The sequence below is a fragment of the Streptomyces sp. NPDC001933 genome (genome assembly GCF_042890955.1).
Lineage (GTDB): Bacteria > Actinomycetota > Actinomycetes > Streptomycetales > Streptomycetaceae > Streptomyces.
The window spans coordinates 1-22,734 of sequence record NZ_JBIASS010000045.1 but is presented as its reverse complement, the minus strand read 5'-3'; the positions used below and the strand labels follow the sequence as shown (position 1 = coordinate 22,734).

The following is a 22,734-nucleotide window of genomic DNA, read 5'->3' as shown; positions in this document are numbered from 1 at the left end:
GAAGGGCCAATCCTTCATCGGTCACGCAGCACTGCTTCAAGAAATTCTTCCTACATCGAATTCCCCTCTGCATTCAGGACACACTGGAACAAGATTAACATCCGTTCTGCGGATCGCATAGCGCTATGCGATCCGCATAGTCCGTGGTACCGTTAAAGGACCCCAGCAGACCGCACCGATCCGCTGAGGCATGCCTTCAACCAGCCCCGACCTACAAAAAGCCCCCCGGTGACCCAACACCGAGGGGCTCAGAGCGCAAACCTCATGCCGCCCATCCCTGAACGACTGACCTGCGAGGCCGGGATTGCCGTCCCATTGGCCCGCAAGCGGAGGAGCTACATGTCCAGTATGGACGATGCCGCCCAGAGCACGCCATCCCTTCCGAACACCGCCGCCGTGTGGCCGCCGGTAGCCATACCTGGCCGCCCCACCGAGCCCGTACCGCCGCCCGCAGCAGAGCCCGAACCTGCTCCGGTGTCCGAGGGCGAGGCAGTGCTGGCGGAGCTGCGGGAGCAGATTCGCCGCTACGTCGTGCTGCCCAGCGAGGAAGCCTTCACGGCGGTAGCCCTGTGGGTTGCGGCGACGCACCTGCAGACGGCGTGGCAGCACGCTCCGCGGCTGGCTGTCGTGGGGCCGGCGAAGCGGTGCGGCAAGTCGCGGCTGCTGGACGTGATCACCGAGAGCGTTCACGATCCGCTGATCACGGTCAACGCGTCGGCCGCCGCGGTGTTCCGGTCGATCACCGCCACACCGCCCACCTTGCTGGTCGACGAGGCCGACACCCTTTTCGGCTCCGCGAAGGTCGCGGAGAAGAACGAGGAGATGCGCGGCCTGCTCAACGCGGGGCACCAGCGCAACCGGCCCACCCTCCGGGTCTCCGGACCCAATCACGAGGTCGCGAAGTTCCCCACCTTCGCCATGGCGGCCCTCGCGGGCATCGGCGACCTGCCGGACACGATCATGGACCGGTCGATCGTCATCCGGATGCGCCGCCGCAGGCCGGGCGAGAAGGTGGCAGAGTTCCGTACCTTCCGCGACACCCCGCCCCTCCATGCGCTGCGTGACCGGCTCGTCGCCTGGCTGACTCCGCTGCACGCCGACGCGATGGAGCTGACACCGGCCATGCCGGTCGAAGACCGCGCGGCCGACACCTGGCAGCCGCTGGTGACCGTCGCCGACCTCGCCGGCGGAGCGTGGCCCGACCTCGCCCGCACCGCCTGCCGCATCATGGCCAAGCACGAGGCCGAGCACGACCAGGACCGCAGCAGCCTGGGCATCCGCCTGCTGGCCGACATCCGCCGCGCCTTCACCACCGAAGGCAACCCGCCGGCGCTTCGCACCAGCCGACTCCTCGACATCCTCAACCAGGACGACGAGACGCCCTGGGCGGAGTACACCGCCAACGGCCTGACCCCTCGGGGCCTGCAACTCCTGCTGAGGGAGTACGGCATCAGCTCGGCCACCCGCCGCTTCCACGGCAACATCCAGGCCAAGGGCTTCACCCGCCTGCAGTTCGCCGACTCCTGGGCCCGCTACTGCCCCGAGCCCGCGCCCGAAGCCACGACCGGGACCTGACCCGGCACGACCCGTCGCGACTCGTCTCCGCGCAGGTCAGCGCGGTGACGAGTCGAGGTCTGGTGACGAGTCGTCTCGTCATCACCGCCGCACTCGTACCGGTCCTGACCAGGCACGCGACGAGTTGCGACGGGTCGCCCCGCCCTCAAGGCCACCTCGCCACACCTTGCATCCTGGAGCATCCCCTCTTGTCCTCCCCCACCCTCGCCGTAGAACCACCTGCCCCGATGCCGCTGGCCACCGCGATCCGAACGGGTGTGTCGCTGCTGGCGGTGGCCGCCTTCGCGCTGTCCTACGACGCCCTGCGTCAGATGGCCGCCGCCAGCCACATACACCGGGTGCTCACGTACGCCTTCCCGCTCGTCATCGACGGCTTCATCGCCATCGGTATCGGCGCCCTGCTCATCCTGCGGGCCGCACCCCTGTCCGCCCGCCTCTACGTCTCCACTCTGGTCGGGGTAGCGACCGCCACGAGTATCTGGGCCAACGTCCTGCACGCCGTCCGCCTCAACCAGCAGACCCGCCACCCCAGCCTCGCACTCGACGACATCACCGTCGGAGTCATATCCGCCATCGCCCCGCTCGCCCTGGCCGGAGCCGTCCACTTCTACCTCCTCGTCGCCCGGCGCCCCACAGCCGCCGGCAGCCACATTGACGACCGCCACAAATCCACTGCGGAGCACACGATCGGCGAGCCCACGACGCCACCCGCCATCGGCACCGACGACGCGCCGCAGGCACCCGCGAAGCGAGAGGCGGAGCCCCCGCAGCAGCCCGATAGGCCGGGAGGCAAGCAGCCGAGCGTTCCGCTGGAGCAGGCCGTGGCCATCGGTCGAACGGCTCCCCTCGGGCGGGCCGGCCGTGCCTCGCGCCGCAACATCGAGAAGGCCGTCAGGGACCAGGGTTTCGGGATCTCGCGTAGCCGCCTGGACGAGGTCAAGAACCTGCTGCAGGCAGAACTCGACGACGCAGACACCGGCACTGGCTGACCCCGCATCCCACGTCGCCCCAGCCCGTTCCTCCCGCGCTTCCGCAAGGGAGGAACGGGCCCCTCCCTCCACTACCGCCGCTTGCAGGAGCCCACATGCACAGGCCCATCCACGAACCCTCGTCAGCGCATCAGCAGACGGCATCTACCCCGGCATCAGGCGGAGCAAGGTATGGCGTTGGACCGTCCAAGGGCCGGTCCGACGCAGGTGCCTCCGCCCCGGGGGTGGCGGAGGGCATCGGACGCCAGGGGGCGCCCGAGCAGGACCCGCCCCTCGACGCCTCCAGCGCTGCCATGTCGCCAACGCGTGCCGCCGAAGCCGCCGCGCTCCACCGCGTCGCCCGCCGCCGCGATCGCAACGAGACCCAGCGCACCGCGCGCGTCGATGTCCGCTACAGCACCGAGGAGAAGGCGGACATCGTCGCCAAGGCCCGCTCACTGAACATCGCCGCCGCCCACTACGTCGGCGCCGTCGTCATGGCCCACCTCAACGGGGACCTCGCCCTGCCCGGTCAACGCACCCCGCTCGACGACTACGTCGACGAACTCACCACCCTCCGTGGCGAGGTCGCCAAGATAGGCCACAACATCAACCAGATCGCCAGGAAGCTCAACTCCGGCGACCTCCCTCACTCCGGCGACACCGCCACCTTGGCCCAGGCCGAACGCACCCTCGCCGCAGTCGGCACAGCCGTCCGCCACATCGCGGAGGCCACCAACCAGGCCGTCGCCACAAAGAGCCACCGATGATCGCCAAGATCAGCAGCGGCAAGAGCACGGCCGGCCTCATCCGCTACCTCTACGGACCAGGCCGCGCCAACGAACACATCGATCCCCACCTCGTCGCCTCCTGGGACGGCTACGCCCCCGACCCCGGCCGCGCCGACGACATAGCGGCGGCCAGGCAGCAGCTCGTCGAGGACCTCGACCTACGCGTCAAGCAAGCTGACCGACTGGGCCTCGGCCCGAAGCAGCATGTGTGGCACTGCTCCCTCCGCGCGGCACCCGGCGACCGCATCCTCGACGACGCCGAGTGGGCGGACATCGCCCGCCGCGTCGTCGCGGCCACCGGCATCGCACCGGCGGACGACCCGGACGGCTGCCGCTGGATCGCCGTACGCCATGCCCCCGATCACATCCACATCGCCGCCACAAAGGTCCGAGGCGACTTGCGCCCCGCACGTCACTGGAACGACTACCTCACCGCCGACCGCGAACTCGTGTCCATCGAGAAGGAATACGGGCTGCAGCAGGTCATCCGCGGCGACCGCACCGCCGCCAAACGGCCTCACCGCGCCGAACAGGAGAAGGCCCTGCGAAACGGCCAGGCCAAGGCTGCCCGCGAGCGCCTGCGCACCATGGTCCGCACAGCGGCGGCTGCCGCCACCGACACCGACGAGTTCCTCGGTCTACTCACCCACACCAAGGGGGTACTCATCGAGGTCCTGCACTTCCCGTCGGGAGAACCACGCGGCTACATGGTCGCCCTGGAGAACGACCGGAACGCCAAAGCCGAGCCGGTGTGGTTCTCCGGCTCCACGCTGGCGCCGGATCTTTCCCTCCCGAAGATCCAGAGCCGTCTCGCCGCAGCAGACCTTCCAGCGGCCGCCACTGAGGGGCGTCTCAGGCCGCACCCATGGCATCAAGCCACCGCAGCCACCGAGCGCATCCCCCACCACCTCGACCAGCCGGACGCCGAAGCGGCCCAGGCCCACCTGGCCGCCTTCGGCGAAGCGCTCGACGCCGTAGCTCTCACCGCACCGCCGGACATTCGTACCGAACTCCGCTCGGCAGCTTCAGCTTTTGAGCGGGCGACCCGTTCGCGCGTTCGCGCCGAGCACCACCACGCTCGTGCTCTACGCGGCGCGGTCAAGGCGATGCTCCGCGAGCCGGCACCGAAGGACGGAGCCGCTTTGGCGATGTTCCTCGACGCCGCGCTCCTCGTCGTCATCGCCGCCGCACGCTGGCACGACCGACGGCAGCATGAGCAACAGGTCGTCGCAGCCCACAAGAGCCTGCTCCACCTCCAAGCCGCCTACGACCACTCGGCAGCCACGCCTCTACTGGTCCTCGGCCAACGCCGACCGCCCCAGAATCTTGCGGACCAATACGTCCGCCTCATCCGCCAGGCTGCCCCTGCCCACGCCGACCAGGCCCTCGCCGACCCTGCCGCGCAGGCGCTCACCACCGCGATGGCCGATGCAGAGGCTGCGGGCCACGACCCCAAACGCCTGTTGCAGCAGGCAGCGGACGAGCGCGCTCTCGACGATGCCCGGTCCCCGGCCAGGACCCTGGCCTGGCGCGTACATCGACTCTCGCAGAAGCCCGCTCCCAGTCAGCGAGCTCTAGCGGCGCAGGCTCGCAGCACCGTTCTGCGCTCCGTGCCTCCGCCGGCCCCTGTGACAGCGGCCCCGCCCACCGCTCCTACGTCTCGCTCTCGGCGGAGGTGACCGCCCTCGGCGTGAGGAGATCAGATCCTCTCTGCCCGGAGCTGGGAGAGGACATGCGCAACCGACAAGTCGTACTGGCCCTTGTCCTTCTCCCAGAGGGTGAGCACGCGAGCCGTGGCCTCCGCCATGTCCGTGGGCAGGTCAGCCGCACGAAGCGCATCGGCGACCTCCTCCATCTCGGGCGCCCACCGCCAGGCCCGAGCCGCCACGCTCGGCAGGTACTCCGGATCGGAGAGAATCGCGGAGACCATGACCTCCGCTTCGGCCGTCAGCTGCTCGCCGACCCCATGGGCGTCGGCGAGCGCGTGCGCGACGCCGGCGAGCGTACGAGCGGCCTTCTGGTAACTGGCAAAGGCCATCTTCAGACCGGAAGCGGAACCGACTACGTCACCGACCCGGCACACATGCAACGCAGAGTCTGTGAACAATGACTCCGCCAGGTCAACGGCGGAGCCGGCCCCTGCGAGATAGAGCCGTGCCGTACGCCCCTCCCCGGGCGGCTGACCAAAGACGGCACCGTCGACGACTGCGGAGCCGGGGCGGACCTCCTCGTCGATCCGCCGTACGCGCTGGGGGCTGATGGCGTTGCCATCGACGTACACCCCGTCGAAAGCGTGCGCAGCTACGGCCGCTGCCACGTCCTCCGCCGCCTGTGGTGGACAGACCGAGAGAACGACCGCACTCCGGGACAGAGCCTCCGCGAGCGAGTCACAGGCTGTGGCACGGGCGTCCCTCGCGCGGCGCCGCGTTTCCGCACTGCGCTCCTTCGGCACCCACAGCACCTCGTGGCCGCCGCCGACAAGCTCGGCGCTGACCGCCGCGCCCATGGCCCCAGGGTGCAAGACGGTCACGACGGTCACTGGCTGCCTCCGGCGGAATGCGACGAGGGGTGTCTCATCAACATGATCCTCTGCCATGGGGCAGTACAGCGGAGGACTTGGCGCGTGGCTCGGACGAGCGGCCGGTCGCCGGTACGGTACGAGTTCTCTCTCACGCACACGCCGCGTCATAGGTACCGTGCAGAAGACGAACTCTGTACGGATAGACCGGCGGTCGCGCCGGAACGTCCGGCGGCCGGGAGGTGTCCAGATGCTGGAGGAAGCCGAGGAGATCGGCAAGCGCGCTCGCAGGGCGAGGCTGCGGCTGGGCATGCCGCAGGCCGATCTGGCGACGGCCCTCGGGAAGTCGCAGGGCTGGGTGTCGAAGATGGAGCGTGGCCTGATCGAGCTGGACCGGGTCGGGCTCCTCAACCAAGTGGCCGCAGAGTTGCACGTCCATCCGAACGACCTGATCGGGCGCCCGTACAGCAACTCCCCCGACGACAACCAGTGGCAGGTCGCCGCCTCATCGATTCTGCGCGAGCTGCGCCGCTACGACCTCGTCCCCGTCTTCGACGGGACTCCGCGGCCCTCATCGCAGCTGTGGCGTGAGGTGACCCGGCTGCACCGCCTGCGGGACACCGCTTCCAACGTGGCGATTCTCCGGGTTCTCCCGGACCTGTTCCGCGAGGCGCGTGCCCTGGCTGAGGAGTCGGAGGGGCACGAGCGGGAGGAGGCGTACGCCGTCTACGCCGTGTGCTGCAAGTTCGCGCACACCGCCGCCCACGCCCTCGGGCATCCCGAACTGGTCGCCATGGCGTGCGAGCGGGCCGCTTGGTCAGCCAGGTTGTCGGGGGATCCCGTGTTGCCTGCCGTCGCCGACTGGATGCGGGTCTGGGACATGTGGGCGACGGCTGACTGGACCGACGCTCTGACGCTCTCGGACAAGGCGATCACCTCGGTGGAGCAGGAGTACGACCGTGGCGAACCGCTGGCCGTACGAGCCTGGGGCACGCTGCAGCTGCGAGCTGCGGTCTCTGCTGCCCGAGCCGGCCGCGCCTCGGAGGCCGAGGACCGGATCGGTCATGCGAAAGCTGCTGCCGAACGCATGGACGCGTACGTCGGGGCGCCGGTGTACGACCGGCATTCGCTGACCTTCTCCGCCGGGAACGTGCAGATCCACGCGATCAGCGTGGCTCTGGAAATGGGCAAGCAGGGCAAGGCCCTTGAGATAAACCGTCGTACCAGCCCAGCCCTGGTCGGGTCACTGCCCAACTCCCGTCAGGGGCACCACCACATGGATGTCGCGCGCGCATGGCTGTGGGACGGGAACCGCATAAAGGCCCTGGCCGAGCTGGAGACAGCCGAGCGGATCGCGCCCCAGCTCGTGCGGAACCACCCGATCGCCCGCTCTACTCTGCGCAGCATCGTCTACGCGGAACGAGCAGTGACGCGGGAGAAGTTGCGGCGCATGTCCGACCGCTTCCACCTGGACGGATAGGGGTCGTATTCCTCCGGCTCATATTCGAGGGTCGTCGTGTCCCTAACTTCAGAGCATGACGCGACAACGTTCTCCTCATCTTCCTTCGCAGGGAGCCGAGTTAGGTACGGCATCTCCCTCCGTTCCACAGCTGGGCGACCTCGCCACCGACAGCGCCCGTGAGGGTCGTGTCGGGGTCGTGGTCGCTCTCCCTGGTGAGGGCTCCGCCACGACCTACCACCTGCGCCCGCCCGGAGGCGGAACCCAGTGGTCCGCGCCCGCCGACGGGACGACGCTCAGGCCCGTGCCGCCGAAGGCAACGCACGCCACGCTGCTGGCCGGCCGGGACGCGGTCTACGACCGGAGGGCCCGGCAAGGGTCGGTCCCCGTCGAGTTCCACTTCGACGACGGCTCGACCCTCGACGGCGCACTCATCCTCACCACGGCGGAGCTGGAGCGGCTGTACGCGCAGACCAGCCGCCTCCTGGATGCGCACGAACGCGCTCTCGGCGGCACCCCGTGACCGGGGCTCGACACCGTCACGCCCGAAGCGCCGCATCCATCACCCCACGGCCTGACGGCGGGGACCGGCTCGCGCTCGTGTTCCTGGCCGTCGCCGGCCTGGTCGGTCCGGCCTGGGCACTGCACGAGCAGGCCACTCCGCTTTTCGACGGCGCCGGCCACCGGCCCTCTGCCGTCGCAGTGGACGCGAGCCCGCCCTCCGACCGCTGAGGCCGCTCCGGCTCCAGGGCGGTCGTCTGCCGCTCAGCCGCACCCCGTCAGGCATCTGGAACATCCACGCGTGTTCTTCAGGGAGGAATCGTGGACATCCCGTACATCGTCATCGACCAGCTCGTCCCCGAGCAGCAGCGGGTCTGGAACACATACTTCGGCGACGCCGACCGCCCCCGCTACATCGAAGAAGGCATCTGGCGCCGCACTCAGGAGAAGGACACCGCCGACCAGTCCGGCTGGGCGACCTCCGACGACGCCCGGCGGCGGATCATTCACTACCGCTACCGGTACGGCCTGGTGCCCACCACAGCGGCACCGGCCATCGGCTTGACCGACATGTACCTCTACCACTCCACTTCCGCCCCGGCCGACGAGATCGACGCGCACTATGACGCGCTCCTGGACTCGCTCGCCGCGGGCGGTTGGAGAGAAGCACCTGGTGGCTTCTTATGGACACGCCGGGATCTGAAGTGCCGCATCACCGAGCACGACGTCCACCCTCAGGACGTGGCTGTCGGCCGCATGCTGCCCCCTGGCTACCAGAGTCTGGACGTGCAGATCGCCTCAGTGGCCTACGCGCCTCCGCCCGCGGTCCGGCAACTGCCATGGAACGTGCTGTCCACCGGCATCCGGCACAAAGACCGCCCAGGCACGCCGACGCGCATCCCGGACCTGTCCGTGCTGATGGACCTGCGACCGTTTCAGGTGGAGATCGGCTGCGGTACGTCGGTGGAGGCGGGCATCCCACCCCTGCACCGGCTCCACGAGATCTACCGGGTCGCCGACCGCCAAGGACACGAACCGCGCGAGCACCGCTTCACGCTCTCGCCGACGGCCGACACACTCCTCCACGAGGTACTGACCGAGCCAGAGGAGAAGGCGGCGGAGTTCGTCGAGATGCTCCACGCCTGCTTCCTGGCCGAGCCCACCCCTGCGATGTGGGCGCTCAAGGAGCTGAAGGACGCTGGCCACCTCGTCGGGCCGGTCATCACCAACAACTTCGATGTTCTGGCCGCCCGTGCCGGGCTCGAAGAGTGCTTCATGCGCCGGTACGACCAGGCCGTGCCCGATGTCGAATGGGTCGATGGCGCCAAGGCCCTCCTCGTCGTCGGTCTGCATGCCGACCGACGCAAGGTGCAGGCTCGCGCCCGCGAGCGGGGCATGCAAGTCGTCTACCTAGACCCGGAGGGCTTCTGGCACGACGGCGAGTTCATGCCGTATCCGCTGGAAGGGCCCCGGGACGGTGACCTGGTGTGCCGGGCCACCGCCGCCGAAGCGCTGCCCGCCCTCGTCAACATCCTGAAGCAACAACGAGGTTGACCCACCTGCACGAAGCGGGTCGCGCCGGGTGCGGGCGCTAGCGTGACGCACCCGGCCGGCCCGGACTCACCGGGTAGGCAAGTACAGGGAAAGGAGCGTCGCCCCATGCGCGTATCCGTCATCGGCTGCGGTCACCTGGGCATCCCCCACGCCGCCGCCATGGCCGAGATCGGCCACGAGGTCATCGGCGTGGACCTGGACCAGGCGAAGATCGACCGCCTCAACGCCGGCGAGTGCCCGATCTACGAGGAGGGCCTGCCGGAACTCCTGGCCACCCACACCGCGTCCGGGCGGCTGCGGTTCACCACCAGCCTCGCCGAGGCGGGCGAGTTCGCGGACATCCACTTCCTCGCCGTGGGCACGCCCATCGACGCGGACGGGCGGAGCTACGACACCGGCCAGGTCTTCGGCGCCGCCCGCGCGCTGGCCCCGCACCTCACTCGCCCGACGGTGATCATCGGCAAGTCCACGGTCACCGTCGGCACCGCCCGAGACCTCGGCGCACTTCTCTCGCGCCTCTCCCCGGCCGGTGAGGACGTGGAGGTCGTCTGGAACCCTGAGTTCCTCCGCGAGGGCCACGCCATCGACGACACCCTGCGACCCGACCGGATCGTGGTCGGTGTCCCCTCGTCCCGTGCGGAGGACGTCGTACGCCAGGTGTACGCGCCGCTCCTCGCCGACGGCACCCCGCTCTTCGTCACCGACCCCGCCACCGCCGAACTGATCAAGGGCGCCGCGAACGCGTACCTCGGCATGAAGATCTCGTTCATCAACGGCGTCGCCGACATGTGCGCCGCCGCCGGTGCCGACGTCCAGCAGCTCACCGAAGCCATCGGCGTCGACCCGCGCATCGGCCGCGGCGGCCTGAACGCCGGACCCGGCTACGGCGGCGGCTGCCTCCCGAAGGACGTCCGTGCCTTCACCGCCTCTGCCCGCGCCCTGGGCGCCGCCGAGGCCGCGACCCTGCTGCGCGCGGCGGAGGAGGTCAACGAATCACGCCCCACCGCCGCCCTGAGGCTCATCGAGCAGACCCTCGGCCGCCCCGTGGACGGCGTACGCGTGACCGTCTGGGGCGCTTCCTTCAAGGCCGGCACCAACGACGTCCGCGAATCCCCGGCCCTGGCGATCGCCGCGCTGATGCACCAGCGCGGCGCGACGGTCACCGTCCACGACCCGCACGCCGTACCCGCCGCACTGCGCCGTAACCCCGAACTCGACTACGCCGACACCCTCGACGCCTCCGTCCAAGGCGCCGAACTGATCGTCCTGGCCACCGAGTGGCCCCACTTCCGCGAGGCCGACCCCAAGGCCCTCGCCCCACTGGTCGCGGCCCCGGTCCTCGTCGACCTCCGCAACCTCACCGACGCCGACGCCTGGCGCATGGCCGGATGGACCGTACGCCAGCTCGGACGACCCGCACAGGAATAACCGAACCCATCGATCGGAGGTCCGACGTGGACACCCTGTGGGACAACATCGAGAAGCTCTCCGCCGTCTGCCGAGCGGCAGGCGCCCACCTCCCCGACGAGGAGCTCAAGGCCCTCCAGGTCGGCAAGGTCGCCGAGGAAGCCGGCGAGGCCATGCACGCCCTCCACGGCCTGAAGGGCCTCACCACCTGCGACGACGCCCACACCTGGGCCGAGGTCCAGAACGACCTCGTCGGCGCCGTCATCGCCGCCCTCCTGGCGATGCACTACATCGACCCCACGGGCGCCCGCGCCACCTTCGACGAGATCCTCCACCGCAGGACGCGAAGGGGGCGCGAGGCCGCCACAGCGGTCTGAAGACCCCCACATATCCTGTCGGCCGCGCCTACCAGGTGCGGCCGACAGCCCTGTTCGGGCATTAGCCACGGCAGGAGACGCGCCGCCCCGGGGTCGCAGATCGGGCTTCACGGCGTGCCAAGCACACGGCCTCTGTCCCAGGCGTCCCGTATCAGGTTCTGGTCAAGCAGTGGGGGCCTGAACGGCCATAGCCGATCCGGGTGGATCCTCACACAGCACAACCCCGCCCGTTGGCATAACCACCCCGCCTTGACGACCACCCAGGAAGATGAGGTGCCGGTCGTGGAGTTGCTTGCGATCTCCGGGATGCATTGTCTTGATCGCGCAGTCCAGCGCAGTGAAGGCAGCAATCGCGAAGGTGTCGACCCTCCGGGCCTGGTCCTTTCCTTCCAGTACACAACTGCTGTGCGCCGGCCGCCTGCCTTGCAGAAGCGCGCCCGGCAGGCCAGCAACTAAGAGGACGTCTCACGTGGTGAGTTTTGCCAGCTTCTTGTAGCAGGTGAGAGCGGCTGCGAGGCCGAGGAAGGCGAGGAAGTGTGAGCCCTTCCGCTCGTATCGGACGGTGAGGCGGCGGTAGCCGAACAGCCAGGCGATCGGCCTTTCGATCTTCCAGCGGTGCCAGCCGAGCCTTTCGCTCGACTCGATGCCCGGGCGGGCGATACGCGGAATGAGGCCGCGTTCGCGCAGCCAGGAGAGGTGGTCGGCAGAGAAGTACGCCTTGTCAGCGCGAAGCTTGCCGGGGCGGCGTCGGCGTGGTCCGCGACGGGAACGGATGGCGGGTATCCCGCGGATCAGTGGCTTGAAGGCGAGGCTGTCGGGGGTGTTCGCCGCGGACACGGCGACGGCGAGCGGGATGCCCCGGGCCTCTGAAAGCACGTGCAGTTTGCTGCCCTTCGTGCCGCGATCGACCGGATTCGGCCCGGTCAGCGCCCCCCTTGCGCCCGCACCGACGCCGCGTCGACGATCGCGGAGGTCCAGTCCAACTCGCCCCGGGCGCCGAGTTCGTCCAGGACCGCCCGGTGCAGCCGCCGCCACAGCCCCGCTCTCGTCCACACAGTGAACCGGCGGTGCGCGATGGCGGGCGAGACACCGAACGTCTCCGGCAGGTGCCGCCAGGCACACCCGCTGGTCAGGACGTACACCACCGCCGTGAGCACAGCCCGCTCGTCACGCGGAGCAGTCCCGCCGCCTTGCGGAGGGGACTTGAACGACGGCCCCACTGCCGGGGTCGCCCGTCCAACCACCCGTCAGGTTGGAAACGGCTCCTTGTGTGTGCAGAGATGCGAGAGACAGCCAACAAGCAACGGGGACTGGCAATAGTCTCGGCCCATGGCGACCTTCAACCAGCAGAACCAGACCGTTTACGGCGGCCAGAACAACGCCGAGACCATCAATCAGGTCCAGTACAGGACAGAGCGCATCACTCTGGAAGCAGCTCGTGAACAGCTGGACGAGGTCATCGATGTCGCGTGCGCAGAGGACTCCCAGCTTGACCAACTAGGGCGAGACGAACTAATTGCGGCCCGTCAAGACCTGGAGACAGGCGACACCGCTACTGCAAGGCGGCGCCTTGAGCGTGCACGTGCTTGGCTCGCAGATGCTGTTGGGTTGGCGACACTGGCAGCAACCGTCGGCCAGATTGCCGGGGGCTTGAGTGGCTGAAGCAAATTTCAATCAGAGCCGACAAAGCGTCACAGGAAACCAGTACAACGCCGAGCATATTATTTTCGGGTCGACAGGTGGGCTGGATAGGGTCCGCCATGAACTGATCCTTGATATATACGCGGAGGGGAATGCCCTACTGGACGACTTCTGTCGCACCGTGAAAGAGGTGCCATTTCTTCATCTCGCCGACTGGTCAAAGAAAGTCGAATACCCTAAAGAATTCGATTCGCGGTGCGATTCACTACTGCGCCTACTACTGAAGGCCAAGGCACTCAGCGTTCAGACACGCGACTCCCCGCTAGAGGATATTCTCTCGATCCTACTCACCTGGATCAGGAGTATAAGAAAATTTACCGCTGGTGACCCGACGATTCAGCGAGCAACCGCAATGGAGGCGATCTTGGTGTACATGTATTCCTCGGAACACGAAGAAGATGCGCCTACAACCGGGGATCTAGTGGAATTGATGGCGGGGGACAAGATTCTATTGGGGTATAGCGATGTGGTACTCAGAAAATCAGTAACAGACGCCCTAGACATGCTGCGACATGCTGAATTTGGCGTCTGGTGACGCCATCGCAGACCTGACGACGGCCGACGGGTATGGGGATGTCTCACGTGGTCGTTCGCTGACGCGGCATGATGCTGGACTGTGGGTGCTGGTCTGTCGCGTCAGCTGGTGCCGGACGAACTGTGGGAGCTGACCGCTCCGTTGTTGCCGGAGTTCACGTCCCGTCCGCAGGGCGGTGGTACTGCTCCGGTGGATGAGCGGGCGGTGTTCACGGCCGTGGTGTAAGTGCTGACGAGCGGCTGTCCGTGGCGGTATCTGCCGGACTCGTTCGGTGTCTCGCCGGCCACCACGCACCGCCGGCTCACCGTGTGGACCGAGGCCGGATTGTGGCGTCGACTGCACCGGGCGGTGCTGGACGAACTCGGCGCCAGGGGTGAGCTGGACTGGTCGTCCGCGATCGTCGATGTCGCGTCGGTGCGGTCGAAAAGGGGGCTCGCTGACCGGGCCGAATCCGGTCGATCGCGGCAAGAAGGGCAGCAAACTGCACGTGCTTTCCGAGGCCCAGGGCCTGCCGCTAGCCGTCGCGGTGTCCGGCGCGAACGTGCACGACAGCCAGGCGTTCAAGCCGTTGATTCTCGGCATCCCCGCCGTCCGCTCCCGGCGCGGACCACGTCGGAGAAAGCCGGTGAAGGTCAGCGCGGACAAGGCGTACTACTCTGCGGAGCACCTCCGCTGGCTCCGCAGCCGGAACCTCGCCGCGCGGATCGCCCGACCCGGTATCGAGTCCGGCGAGCAGCTCGGCCGGCACCGCTGGAAGATCGAGCGGTCGATCGCCTGGCTCTTCGGCTACCGCCGCCTCACCGTCCGGTACGAACGAAAAGGCAGCCACTTCCTCGCCTTCCTCGGCCTCGCCGCAGCCCTGACCTGCTACAAGAGACTTGCGAAACTCGCCACATGAGACATCTTCTAAGCTCTCAAGAATATCCGGAGATCCTTCACACCCTCCGGCTCACCGTTAGATCAGCGTTTGAAAAAGGTCATCGATCGGATCAGTAGGCTGCCCACAAGAGTGAGCATCCGCCTCATTGCACTGTTCCCTTTCACACTCACCGGGGTCCGATTCATCCAAGTCTTCGTCGCTGAAATCCAGATCCTGAGCCACTTCGTCTTGAAGCATTGACAGCCGGTCTGCGAGAGCGATCGGCTCAATTGATTCATGAAGTTCGAAATCCACTAGTACCTCCTGAAGCAAGGAGAGTGAACTTTCACATTCCGCAACGTCGTTGACCCTCCCGGCCTCCACCGAGTCCCACGTCGGCGCAAAAGACGAGAAGCGCTGCCGGAGTTCTATCTCGCTTCGCTCAGACCAGCGTGAAGGCTTGATGTTGAGTTCCCTAAAGACAGAAAGGGCTGCCTGAAAGTGCTCAGGATCTTCTAGGATCTTCAGCAACCTGGCTGCTGCAATGTCACGAGCCGCGACAACCCGCCCCTCTACGATCTCGTATCTGGACAGATATCGCATGAGTGGGAATTCGCGCTGCACAAGTCCCACGTCTGTCTGAGCTAGACGCTCGGACAGCTCCTGCACGATGCCGACCAGAGAATCCTCCCCAAGCAGACTTCGGCCATATTTATGGTCAAGAATCAGCATTACAAGATGTCGATTCCTGGCGGAGACCTCACGTCGAGTTGCAATTCCATAACGTCGAGGGCTATCCACCCAGGTGCACGATTCCACGGATGCCAGTCGAGTCAATGCAGCCATCAGCACTCTCTGGTGACCAGGAGCGAGCCGAGGAAGCCGCCGGCCCCGCGGCGCTGCCCCAAAGAATGCATCGAATGCGATCCTGATGACTTGAGCATGGGCAGCTTCCCCTAGCTCCCAGAGCGCAAGCGTTTCCGCTTGCTCAAAGAAGAGACAACCACAGGCCATCTGATGAATTTCATCAGGGTGAGTCGATAGGTACGACGAGACATAGTCAACAAAGGAGGGGTTAGCTAGCTGAATGAGTGGTGCCCGATTTTTTGGGTGAAACCCGTTCACCTGATCATCGAGTGCCATGTTTGCGGTAACCTGAATAAAGGTGCCTTCCAGCTTCTTGAGAAGTAGTCGCAACCTATGCAGATCCGTACGCTGCCCTCCATTAATATACTCGTAAAAGTTTAGTGCACGATGGAGGCCTCTGAGTTCGACTCGCGTACGGATAGTGGCCAGAACCAGCAGCAGACTCCTCTCTGCCGCAGAGAGTTGGCTCTCAAAGATCCTTTCCCACAGCTCGCGGGGATCGTCAAGCGAATTCAGCGTGTACTCAAAGAAGAGTTCATCCTCGACTCCGGAGTTCCCGAAGTTCGTCGTAACAAGCTCGATGATCCTGGGGTTGAAGTTGGCATGCTGAATGACGTCCATATACCTCCTTTCCCGCAAGACCGACTCGCGCGCAACATCAGAGAGTTCAGCGAAGTGAATGTGATTATAGAAGATTCTGGCTTTTTGTTCCGCAGTGTAATGCGAGAGGTCCAGAATCACCTTGCCATCGACTAGCGCTCGCGAACTCTGTAGGCGCTCGTGGACCTGCCGCGCCTGCTGGAGAATGTACTCGCGCGTGGTCATGATCAGAACTTTATCGTCCACATCGCGAATACGCTCAACCAAACTCGCTAGCCTACCGTCTTCGTTTTTGTTCAGGTTGTCGAGCAGTGAATTTTGGCCCAAGAAATCGTCATACAGAAATACTTGCCTGGCTCCCGGCTTCCATACCTTCTCGATGTCCGTCACGTCACTGGAAGCAGAATGAACTTCCCATCCATCCGACAGAAATTTGATGAGGAGCGTCTCAGCGAGAGTCGTTTTACCGATTCCTGGCTCTCCGGAAATAACGCAGACGTGATGCTCGTCCAGCATCCTCAACGAATCCGAATAGGCTTCGCTATGGACATAAAGCCTGCGCCGCTTGACAATCCGGTCTACGAGTCCCGAGCTCCGCCGATACAGATCGGGGTGGAGCAGATGGTCCAGGACGGCGCTCGAAGTAATCCATAGCTTGAAGTTATTGATCTCCACACGGGGGTGCAACCTCAGTAGGTTATCGAGATCGCCCACGCCCCAAATGTCATCGACTGCCAGTCGAACCCCGGCGAACATGGTGGCGATTTCTTGCTTGTTCTGGCGTGTCAGCGATGCCGAGGTGGCCAAAATATACCGGCACGAAAAACGGTCGCCAATCTTTTTGGCCTCAGCTTCTAGCTGGCCTCTGATTTGAGCAAAAGTCCGCCCCGGCGAATGCTTGCATTGGGCAATGAGGGTTTCCTTGCCGTTTCGATGGAGGCGGATATCAACGCCCCCATCCCGGCCTGGCGGAAACGTCTCCATGCGCGCCCCATGACTTGCCTGGAGGAGATCTCTCACCAAGACTTCGAAATCGTGAGGAGAGAGATCGCTGTAGTTGCGCGCCATACGGCCAGTATCTCTATGATTCCTTGGTGCTGGGGCCCTTTCTTTGCAGAAGATCCGTCCCTGGCCAGCGGCGACCAGGGACGCGAACGACTCACAGGCTCGACGTCCTGCCAGCACCTGCACGCAGGCAGCCACCGCAGTCCTACCCCTCTTCCTGTCATCACTCGGGCAGTACTCAGTGGGGCTGGTCCGTCCGGTTGGGCAGAGCCGACTCCCACAAGTGAGTGGCGAGTGAACACACTCCCCGACTAGGACTCCCGCAGGTCAGGGGCTTTCCGAGCAACACTCCGGGGCCGTGTACCGACGACGGCGAAGCCCCGGACGCGGGGCCGAGGCTTCGCTGTGGATTGGATCTGAGTTACTGCTACTTCGTCGTCTCCCTGATGACCGGACGAAGCCGGTGCCAGCAGGCGGTGGCCACGGCTTGTTGCTACGCGGAGGGTGTCTCGTAGGGCTCCGGTCAGCTTCTCTGCCAGGCGTCGAAGCTCGGTCGGGCCGGGCCCGTCATCGCTCAGCACTTCTAGGGCGTGGTCTAGGAGCTCGGTGGCCAGTCCGAGTTGGACTGCTTCTGTGTTGTCCGCCAGGCGGGACAGGTGGCCGCTGTTGTCGTCGGTGCTCAGAAAGCACGGTTGCCCGTCAGGGCCCGACCACGAGAGGAGGCGCAGTTCGTTGCGGGGCGTCATTCCAGCCCTCTTTCTTTGGTCGCGTGATGGGTGGTGAATCCTGCGTCGGCACAGTCGCCGGGGAACACCAGGTGTGCGGCTTCGACGATGCGTCCGGTCGTGTCGGCTGCCACTCGGGTGATCGCGAGGACGGCCAGAGTTGAGCTGATGCGGAGCGTTGCCGCTTCCTCGGGTGTTGGGAGGCAAGTGGCCGGCGGTCGCTGCTGACTCATCTACACCTTCATGCGCCGCCACGCCGACCCACAAATCGTCGTCACCGAAGCCTTCTGGGCCTGACGTCTGCGCCGCCGCGGCGTCTGCACCACGGGCGGCTTCCGTTTCCTGCCACCCGCTCCGGCAAACACTTCAGATCGATGACCTGCCGTCGACGTGCCCCATCCATGCCCTTCGGAGCGGAGAACAGCGGTCACGTACGGCTCCCAGCGGGTACAGACAACTACCCCATTCGCGACAACCGTGCAGGTCAGAGCCACCCCATCCACTCAAGCACCTGTGATTCCCAAGCTCAGAGCGCGAGTTCGATTCTCGTCACCCGCTCCATGAAAAAGCCCCAGGCCAAGCGCCCGGGGCTTCTTTGTTGTCTAGACCACTTCAAGCGTCCCGCACCAGATCCGCACCAGAAGGCTTCTCGTCGGCCTTCTCGCGGGCAGCGCGCGCGAGGTCATCCAATCCGCTCGCGACCTCCTGCTGTCGTTCGAGGTCCGAGTGCTGGTGGATCGGCGCGGCCTTCTCCGGCGACTGGCCGGCGCTGCGGCTTCCGTGATGGCCTTGAGCGGCCGGCACGGCTTGGCCTCGGCCATGGCGGTCCCGGTGGACGAGAGCTGTTCGGTCTGTCAGGCACGAACACGGGGGGCACTGCGCCAGGAGATCGGCCGGTTGCCTCGTGACAGGTGCCGGATGCCCATTCCCGACAATCTCGCCGAGCACCTCATGGTTCGGCAGGCACGCGCAGAGCAGCTCGGCCTGTCGGTGAGCCGGGACGGACGGGCATACGGTCAGTCCGTGGCCGCTGGCCCGGGGCCGTAGTCTGCCTTGAATCCGCCCAGGGTGTCCGCGAGGTGGGCCAGCCAGCCGCTCGGGGAGTACGGCTGGGGCGGGTCGACCTCCATGCCCAGTTCCGTCACCGCGAGGGCATATCCGGGTTCTTCGAGGGTCAGGGCGAGCAGTTCGTGGAGTTCACCCTTGAGGCGGGCTACCAGGTGCGGATCCGTGGTGGCGGTGTAGTCGTGTACGGCCGCGTCGTGGTCGGGGAACTCGTCCGGCATGTCCTGGGAGAACCAGCCGCCGAGGAACTGGCCGAGCTCGGGGAAGCGGGCGTGCCACTCCCAGTGGGTGCCAGGGGCGGCCGGGGGCGGGACCTCGCCCTCCTCGATCGACCGCTTCAGGTGGTCCGCGATCACGAACAGCCAGTCCTGGATGGCCGATTGGGCCAGGCCGACGTCCGGCACGGGGTAGAACTCACCGAGGCTCAGACGCAGCCGACCCGGTGGGTTGCGGGCGTACTCGCGGATCTGGCGTTCGGCCGTGGCCAGGGCCCAGGGGCGGGTGTGCCAGGTGTGGTGGAGGTAGGCCCGGAGGGCTTCGCTCGGCTCGTCCGGCTCGTCGTCGGCCGGCATGCCGGCGTACGCGCTGATCACCTGGTCCAACTCACCGTAACGGCGGTCGAATTCGAGCGGCTTCATGGACACGGCGCTGGACCTCTACAGGTAGATCGGGACGGTGGCGAGCACAACGAAGCCGTGCGGGCTGTTCGGCTCACGCCTGAGGACGACACGTGCCGCGCGCACGTCGACCGGCTCGCGCCCGGCAAGCATCATCGCCTGCAGCAATACGCGACCGACGGCCGCCTCGCGGGAGGGCCAGGCGGCCTCGATGACGAGGCGGGCGCGGGTGCCCTGGGCAAGCCAGCGGTGGATCTCCTGCTCGTTACCGGTCACCACCTCCTGGGTGGCCCAGTGGGCGGTCTCTCGGTCGGGGTAGGTGGCCGAGCGGGTCCGTATGGTCATGTCTGTCCACTTCAGCTTGCGTCGAACGACCAGATGAGGCCGACTTCCTCGCGGGACACCGCGAGGAGACCGAAGTCCCAGGCGTACTGAGTCATCGGCCAGCAGCCGGTGACCCGTTCGTAGAAGTCGGGGTTGTCGGGGTGGTGGTTGCTGTGGTGGCGGGTGTTCGTGAAGAACCGCGAGCCCTCCGGGAAGCGCGAAAGGATCACCTGCGCGTGTTCCTCCATGCCCGGCCTGCGGTCGGCGAAGCCGTACTGCCGTGACACGTCCATGGCGTCCGTCGCCAGCATCACGAGCAGCCGTACGACGGCGGAACGCGGAATCTCGAACAGCCGACTGCGCCACTGCGCGGCCCCGGTCCCGTCCGTCGGCGGAACCCGGAACGGAAAGGCGGGGTCCTCCTCCAGTTCCTCGTCCCCCTGCTCGGGATCCCTGCCGCGCCAACCGCGGGGATCGGCCACCTCGCGACGCATCACCGCGGCCGCGTCGGGCAACCAGTCCTCGTGGGCGCGCGGGCCGACCGCGACGAAGGAATACCGGTTGCGGTACATCTCCACCGCCATCGCCCATGTACCGGCGTCGGGGCCCGGCTGCGGACCGCTCTGCCGAGCGGGCTCGATCTCGCTGTTCATCCGGGTCCTTCTCACTTGGGCATCGAGCTGAAGACGACAAAGGGCGGGTTGAGGTCGGGCTCGTACATGAGACGTAGCGAGACCCCCTTCGTGTCCCGCACCTCTGTGACCTTTCCGTCGACCAGCATGGTGCCCCGCCCGGTCACCGCGTCGCCGGTCAAGGGACCTTGCAGAGGAACGGACGCGGTGTCGAATTCCGCCATCGGCCGCGGTGGATCCTCACTCAGCCACTTGTTGATCTCGTTCGTGTTGTCGCGCAGAGCGTACTGGGTGAGTCTCTGAGCGGATTCCATGTCGGCGTACGTCGATGCACCCGGGATCTTCGGTGTCCCGTCCGCCTTACTCTCGTCTCTCATCCGCTGCAGCAATTGCTCGTCGGTCTTCCCCACATGCTTGTCAAGGGTATGGCCGTTCCCCACCCCTTCCGCTGCCGCAAGGTCCACCGAGTACATGTACGGGAACCGGCTTTCCGGCAGCTGCCAGCTGTGCTCTTTTTTAAACTCGTTCAGGGAGCGCGCGCCGAACCCCTGCGCCCGAGCCCGTTCCGCCTGGAACGTGGGCACGCTCAAGAGTGCCTCGTCGAGCTCGAACTCCAGCATGTACAGCTTGCCCGCGGCATCGCTGAACGCCTCGTGATAGGCCTCGACCGCCGCGTCCATGGCCGCCTGGTCCATGTGGGACCGGAAGGTCAGGACGACCTCCGCGACTATGAGGCCGGCCGCGATTTTGGTGATTTCGAAGAGGTCGAGACCCGAGGTGAGGTCCTTCGCCGTCTTTTCCGCGGCCTCTTTCGCCAGGCGCGTGGTGGTTTCAGTGGTCCTCTGGCCCACGTCGGCCAGGTCGTCGAACAGCTTCTGAATGGTGTTCGCGCACTTGTCGAGGACCTCGATGATGGGACGCCTGGTGGCGGGGTCCATTTTCCCGTGGGTCTTCCAGCTCCGGGCGCCCTTCTTGGCAGTCACCTCAGCCCGCTGGTCACGGACCTTCCCCCATGCCGTGGTTCCCCAGATCGTCTGGCAGAAGGACCTCATCGCGGCCTGCCATTCACCGTTGCCCGTGGGGTCGGTGATGTAGGAGATCGCGTCCGTGAAGTCGTCCGCCGACTTCTTCACGTCCTTGGAGGCGTCCCGCCAGGCCCCGGCGATGTCGCGGAACTCCTCTTCCTCGACGCCCGGCGTGATCTCGTGGATGCGGCCGAGTCTCAGCCCTTCGTCGACCACGGGTTTCATGATGAACATGAGGAAGTCCGGGACCTCTCCGAGAATTCCGGAAATCGCCCACGAGTCGTGGTACTCGCCCTCCCCCCGCCACGTCAGATCGTTCGGCGGACCGTACTTGGGCGCGCTGTCGATCACCGCCGGCGGCTGCTTCTCCTCCGGTGGCTCTCCCTTGCCCTTGCTCGCCGCCCAGTCCGCCTGCGCGTAGTTGTTCGCGGTCTGCGTGAAGCCCACCGCCACACCGCCCACCGCCACCACGCTCTTCGCCCAGAGCTCCAGGAACTTTCCGGCGACGATGCCGTACCGGTCGGCGAAGGAGTCCGCGCCCCAGCCCGTTCCCGCGGACTGGCTGTACTTGTCCAGCGTGCCCGTCAACGCCTTCGCCCTCTTGTCATAGGCGAACTGGCCGTCGCGCACGACGAGCGAGGTGAAGTAGAGGTGCTGCGGCTGCACATCGAAGCTGCCCACACCTCGGTTAGGTGGTGCGGTCCTGGCCTGGTCCTGTTCCCGCTGCCGCTGCTTGTCGGAAGGCAGATCAGCCATCAGGCCGCACCCCAGCCCCGCAGCACCGCCCTGTGTGCCGCCGCGTAGTTGATCTCCCCGTTGACCACAACGTCGTGCAGCCATGCCTGGGCCGCCTGGAGGTCCGCCGCGGACCGGTCCCACTCGTCCAACTTGTCGACGAACACCTCGCGGGCTTCGCCCTCCCAGGTCAGTACCACCTTCTCGGCACGCCCGTAGAGCAGGTCCAGCTGCTCGTTGAGGCGCTTGAGAATGTCCTCCAAATCTCCGGAGAGTTCCTGCAGCGTCGCGAAGTCGACGGTTATGCGGTCGTCGTCCACCATGTGTCCCCCGTTCACACGTTGTCTCGGAATTCGCCGGTCGGCGTATGGGACCTCAGAGGTCGGAGAGGGTGCTGCGCGGCGCCGCGGGCACATCGGTGTTCGGCGTCGACAGCGCGTCCGTTTCGCCCTTCACATCCGTCTCGGCCTGGACCTTCCGCAGTTGCTCCATGACGTCCAGGTCCTGCTCCGAGAACCCGTCCCGGCTCAACCGCACGGCCTGTTCGAGAGCCTGGATGACCATGCGGATACGTACGGCGTCCTCGGCCGCGCCACGGTGGAGGTCCCGGTAGGCACGGGCGGCCGGACCCCGCCATCCCGCCTCGATCCGGTCGACGATGCCGTCCATGCGTCTGACCTGCTTGTCCAAGTGGTCCTGCATACCGTCGAGGTCATTGGCCAGGTCCGTCAGCCGGTCGGCCTTCGCCCTAACTGATCATTTCAGAATGAGATCGGTGTGGGGCTTGGCAGTTGGGTGCTATGTCGGCAGGATCTTCCGGGTGTCTGCTGATCTTGTGCCTGATGACCTGTGGGAACGTATAGCCCCGCTGCTGCCGGTTCGTCCGCCCCGGCG

The 22,734-nt window shown here is 66.3% G+C and carries 21 protein-coding genes and 4 pseudogenes; 13 read left to right on the top strand and 12 right to left on the bottom strand.

Annotation, left to right across the window (positions count from 1 at the left end; genetic code table 11):
- Positions 1-348 precede the first annotated feature (348 nt).
- From ACFYY7_RS42620 to ACFYY7_RS42605, 4 genes are all read left to right on the top strand, one after another.
- Positions 349-1,575: a DUF3631 domain-containing protein gene (locus ACFYY7_RS42620; RefSeq protein WP_388670963.1), complete on the top strand. Its 1,227-nt coding sequence runs from the start codon at positions 349-351 to the stop codon at positions 1,573-1,575.
- A gap of 188 nt (positions 1,576-1,763) precedes the next feature.
- Positions 1,764-2,564, top strand: coding sequence for a DUF2637 domain-containing protein (locus ACFYY7_RS42615; protein ID WP_388670958.1), 801 nt, complete (start codon positions 1,764-1,766; stop codon positions 2,562-2,564).
- Between the two features lie 224 nt (positions 2,565-2,788).
- Entirely contained in the window at positions 2,789-3,313 is a 525-nt protein-coding gene (locus ACFYY7_RS42610) for a MobC family plasmid mobilization relaxosome protein (RefSeq protein ID WP_388670956.1), read from the top strand.
- Positions 3,310-5,013, top strand: coding sequence for a relaxase/mobilization nuclease domain-containing protein (locus tag ACFYY7_RS42605; RefSeq protein ID WP_388670952.1), 1,704 nt, complete (start codon positions 3,310-3,312; stop codon positions 5,011-5,013). Before ACFYY7_RS42610 ends, ACFYY7_RS42605 begins: the two co-directional genes overlap by 4 nt.
- Positions 5,014-5,033: 20 nt before the next feature.
- Here the strand turns inward: ACFYY7_RS42605 and ACFYY7_RS42600 are convergent, their stop codons facing one another.
- Positions 5,034-5,873 carry a DUF1932 domain-containing protein gene (locus ACFYY7_RS42600; protein ID WP_388670960.1) on the bottom strand — a complete coding sequence of 280 codons (840 nt, stop codon included), beginning with the start codon at positions 5,871-5,873 and terminating at the stop codon, positions 5,034-5,036.
- Between the two features lie 229 nt (positions 5,874-6,102).
- Between ACFYY7_RS42600 and ACFYY7_RS42595 the strand changes: the two genes are divergently transcribed.
- From ACFYY7_RS42595 to ACFYY7_RS42570, 6 genes are all read left to right on the top strand, one after another.
- Positions 6,103-7,332: a helix-turn-helix domain-containing protein gene (locus tag ACFYY7_RS42595; protein ID WP_388670949.1), complete on the top strand. Its 1,230-nt coding sequence runs from the start codon at positions 6,103-6,105 to the stop codon at positions 7,330-7,332.
- Between the two features lie 283 nt (positions 7,333-7,615).
- Positions 7,616-7,834: a hypothetical protein gene (locus ACFYY7_RS42590; RefSeq protein WP_388670946.1), complete on the top strand. Its 219-nt coding sequence runs from the start codon at positions 7,616-7,618 to the stop codon at positions 7,832-7,834.
- A 299-nt stretch (positions 7,835-8,133) separates the two neighbouring features.
- Positions 8,134-9,366, top strand: coding sequence for a hypothetical protein (locus ACFYY7_RS42585; protein WP_388670943.1), 1,233 nt, complete (start codon positions 8,134-8,136; stop codon positions 9,364-9,366).
- Positions 9,367-9,471: 105 nt separating this feature from the next.
- The gene (locus ACFYY7_RS42580; RefSeq protein WP_388670940.1) at positions 9,472-10,794 is read left to right on the top strand and encodes a UDP-glucose dehydrogenase family protein; all 1,323 of its coding nucleotides are present in this window, start codon (positions 9,472-9,474) and stop codon (positions 10,792-10,794) included.
- 26 nt (positions 10,795-10,820) lie between these two features.
- Entirely contained in the window at positions 10,821-11,150 is a 330-nt protein-coding gene (locus ACFYY7_RS42575) for a MazG-like family protein (RefSeq protein WP_388670937.1), read from the top strand.
- Between the two features lie 249 nt (positions 11,151-11,399).
- Positions 11,400-11,606 (top strand): hypothetical protein, encoded by a 207-nt coding sequence (locus ACFYY7_RS42570; protein WP_388670934.1) that lies wholly within the window; start codon positions 11,400-11,402, stop codon positions 11,604-11,606.
- Positions 11,607-11,615: 9 nt separating this feature from the next.
- Here ACFYY7_RS42570 and ACFYY7_RS42565 read toward each other — a convergent pair.
- Positions 11,616-12,394 (bottom strand): annotated as a pseudogene (locus ACFYY7_RS42565) (IS5 family transposase).
- Positions 12,395-12,479: 85 nt separating this feature from the next.
- Between ACFYY7_RS42565 and ACFYY7_RS42560 the strand changes: the two are divergent.
- From ACFYY7_RS42560 to ACFYY7_RS42550, 3 genes and pseudogenes are all read left to right on the top strand, one after another.
- Positions 12,480-12,812, top strand: coding sequence for a hypothetical protein (locus tag ACFYY7_RS42560; RefSeq protein ID WP_388670931.1), 333 nt, complete (start codon positions 12,480-12,482; stop codon positions 12,810-12,812).
- A complete protein-coding gene (locus tag ACFYY7_RS42555; protein ID WP_388670928.1) occupies positions 12,805-13,386 on the top strand; it encodes a hypothetical protein in 582 nt (193 codons plus the stop codon). Before ACFYY7_RS42560 ends, ACFYY7_RS42555 begins: the two co-directional genes overlap by 8 nt.
- Positions 13,387-13,467: 81 nt before the next feature.
- Positions 13,468-14,284 (top strand): annotated as a pseudogene (locus tag ACFYY7_RS42550) (IS5 family transposase).
- 57 nt (positions 14,285-14,341) lie between these two features.
- Here the strand turns inward: ACFYY7_RS42550 and ACFYY7_RS42545 are convergent.
- From ACFYY7_RS42545 to ACFYY7_RS42500, 10 genes and pseudogenes are all read right to left on the bottom strand, one after another.
- On the bottom strand, positions 14,342-16,780 hold the full coding sequence (locus ACFYY7_RS42545; RefSeq protein WP_388670925.1) for a restriction endonuclease: 2,439 nt from the start codon (positions 16,778-16,780) through the stop codon (positions 14,342-14,344).
- Positions 16,781-17,187: 407 nt separating this feature from the next.
- A pseudogene (locus ACFYY7_RS42540) lies at positions 17,188-17,463 on the bottom strand (hypothetical protein); the annotation flags it as partial.
- Positions 17,460-17,642: pseudogene (locus ACFYY7_RS42535) on the bottom strand (UTRA domain-containing protein); the annotation flags it as partial. The pseudogenes ACFYY7_RS42540 and ACFYY7_RS42535, both read right to left, overlap by 4 nt.
- Positions 17,643-18,054: 412 nt before the next feature.
- Positions 18,055-18,246: a hypothetical protein gene (locus ACFYY7_RS42530; protein ID WP_388670922.1), complete on the bottom strand. Its 192-nt coding sequence runs from the start codon at positions 18,244-18,246 to the stop codon at positions 18,055-18,057.
- A 212-nt stretch (positions 18,247-18,458) separates the two neighbouring features.
- Positions 18,459-19,151, bottom strand: coding sequence for a contact-dependent growth inhibition system immunity protein (locus ACFYY7_RS42525; protein WP_388670920.1), 693 nt, complete (start codon positions 19,149-19,151; stop codon positions 18,459-18,461).
- Between the two features lie 12 nt (positions 19,152-19,163).
- Positions 19,164-19,469, bottom strand: a complete 306-nt coding sequence (locus ACFYY7_RS42520; RefSeq protein WP_388670918.1) for an RNase A-like domain-containing protein — start codon at positions 19,467-19,469, stop codon at positions 19,164-19,166.
- A gap of 11 nt (positions 19,470-19,480) precedes the next feature.
- Positions 19,481-20,101 (bottom strand): hypothetical protein, encoded by a 621-nt coding sequence (locus ACFYY7_RS42515; protein ID WP_388670916.1) that lies wholly within the window; start codon positions 20,099-20,101, stop codon positions 19,481-19,483.
- Positions 20,102-20,112: 11 nt separating this feature from the next.
- Positions 20,113-21,861, bottom strand: coding sequence for an RNase A-like domain-containing protein (locus ACFYY7_RS42510; protein WP_388670914.1), 1,749 nt, complete (start codon positions 21,859-21,861; stop codon positions 20,113-20,115).
- Positions 21,861-22,163, bottom strand: coding sequence for a WXG100 family type VII secretion target (locus ACFYY7_RS42505; protein ID WP_388670912.1), 303 nt, complete (start codon positions 22,161-22,163; stop codon positions 21,861-21,863). The genes ACFYY7_RS42510 and ACFYY7_RS42505 overlap by 1 nt, the downstream gene beginning before the upstream one ends.
- Positions 22,164-22,215: 52 nt before the next feature.
- On the bottom strand, positions 22,216-22,542 hold the full coding sequence (locus ACFYY7_RS42500; RefSeq protein WP_388670910.1) for a WXG100 family type VII secretion target: 327 nt from the start codon (positions 22,540-22,542) through the stop codon (positions 22,216-22,218).
- Positions 22,543-22,734 lie beyond the last annotated feature (192 nt).

Coding starts and splice junctions, on each gene's coding strand:
- ACFYY7_RS42620 (WP_388670963.1), top strand. CDS start 349: ATGGACGATGCCGCCCAGAGCACGCCATCCCTTCCGAACACCGCCGCC.
- ACFYY7_RS42605 (WP_388670952.1), top strand. CDS start 3,310: ATGATCGCCAAGATCAGCAGCGGCAAGAGCACGGCCGGCCTCATCCGC.
- ACFYY7_RS42500 (WP_388670910.1), bottom strand. CDS start 22,542: ATGCAGGACCACTTGGACAAGCAGGTCAGACGCATGGACGGCATCGTC.
- ACFYY7_RS42545 (WP_388670925.1), bottom strand. CDS start 16,780: ATGGCGCGCAACTACAGCGATCTCTCTCCTCACGATTTCGAAGTCTTG.
- ACFYY7_RS42580 (WP_388670940.1), top strand. CDS start 9,472: ATGCGCGTATCCGTCATCGGCTGCGGTCACCTGGGCATCCCCCACGCC.
- ACFYY7_RS42520 (WP_388670918.1), bottom strand. CDS start 19,469: ATGACCATACGGACCCGCTCGGCCACCTACCCCGACCGAGAGACCGCC.
- ACFYY7_RS42505 (WP_388670912.1), bottom strand. CDS start 22,163: ATGGTGGACGACGACCGCATAACCGTCGACTTCGCGACGCTGCAGGAA.
- ACFYY7_RS42595 (WP_388670949.1), top strand. CDS start 6,103: ATGCTGGAGGAAGCCGAGGAGATCGGCAAGCGCGCTCGCAGGGCGAGG.
- ACFYY7_RS42515 (WP_388670916.1), bottom strand. CDS start 20,101: ATGAACAGCGAGATCGAGCCCGCTCGGCAGAGCGGTCCGCAGCCGGGC.
- ACFYY7_RS42560 (WP_388670931.1), top strand. CDS start 12,480: ATGGCGACCTTCAACCAGCAGAACCAGACCGTTTACGGCGGCCAGAAC.
- ACFYY7_RS42510 (WP_388670914.1), bottom strand. CDS start 21,861: ATGGCTGATCTGCCTTCCGACAAGCAGCGGCAGCGGGAACAGGACCAG.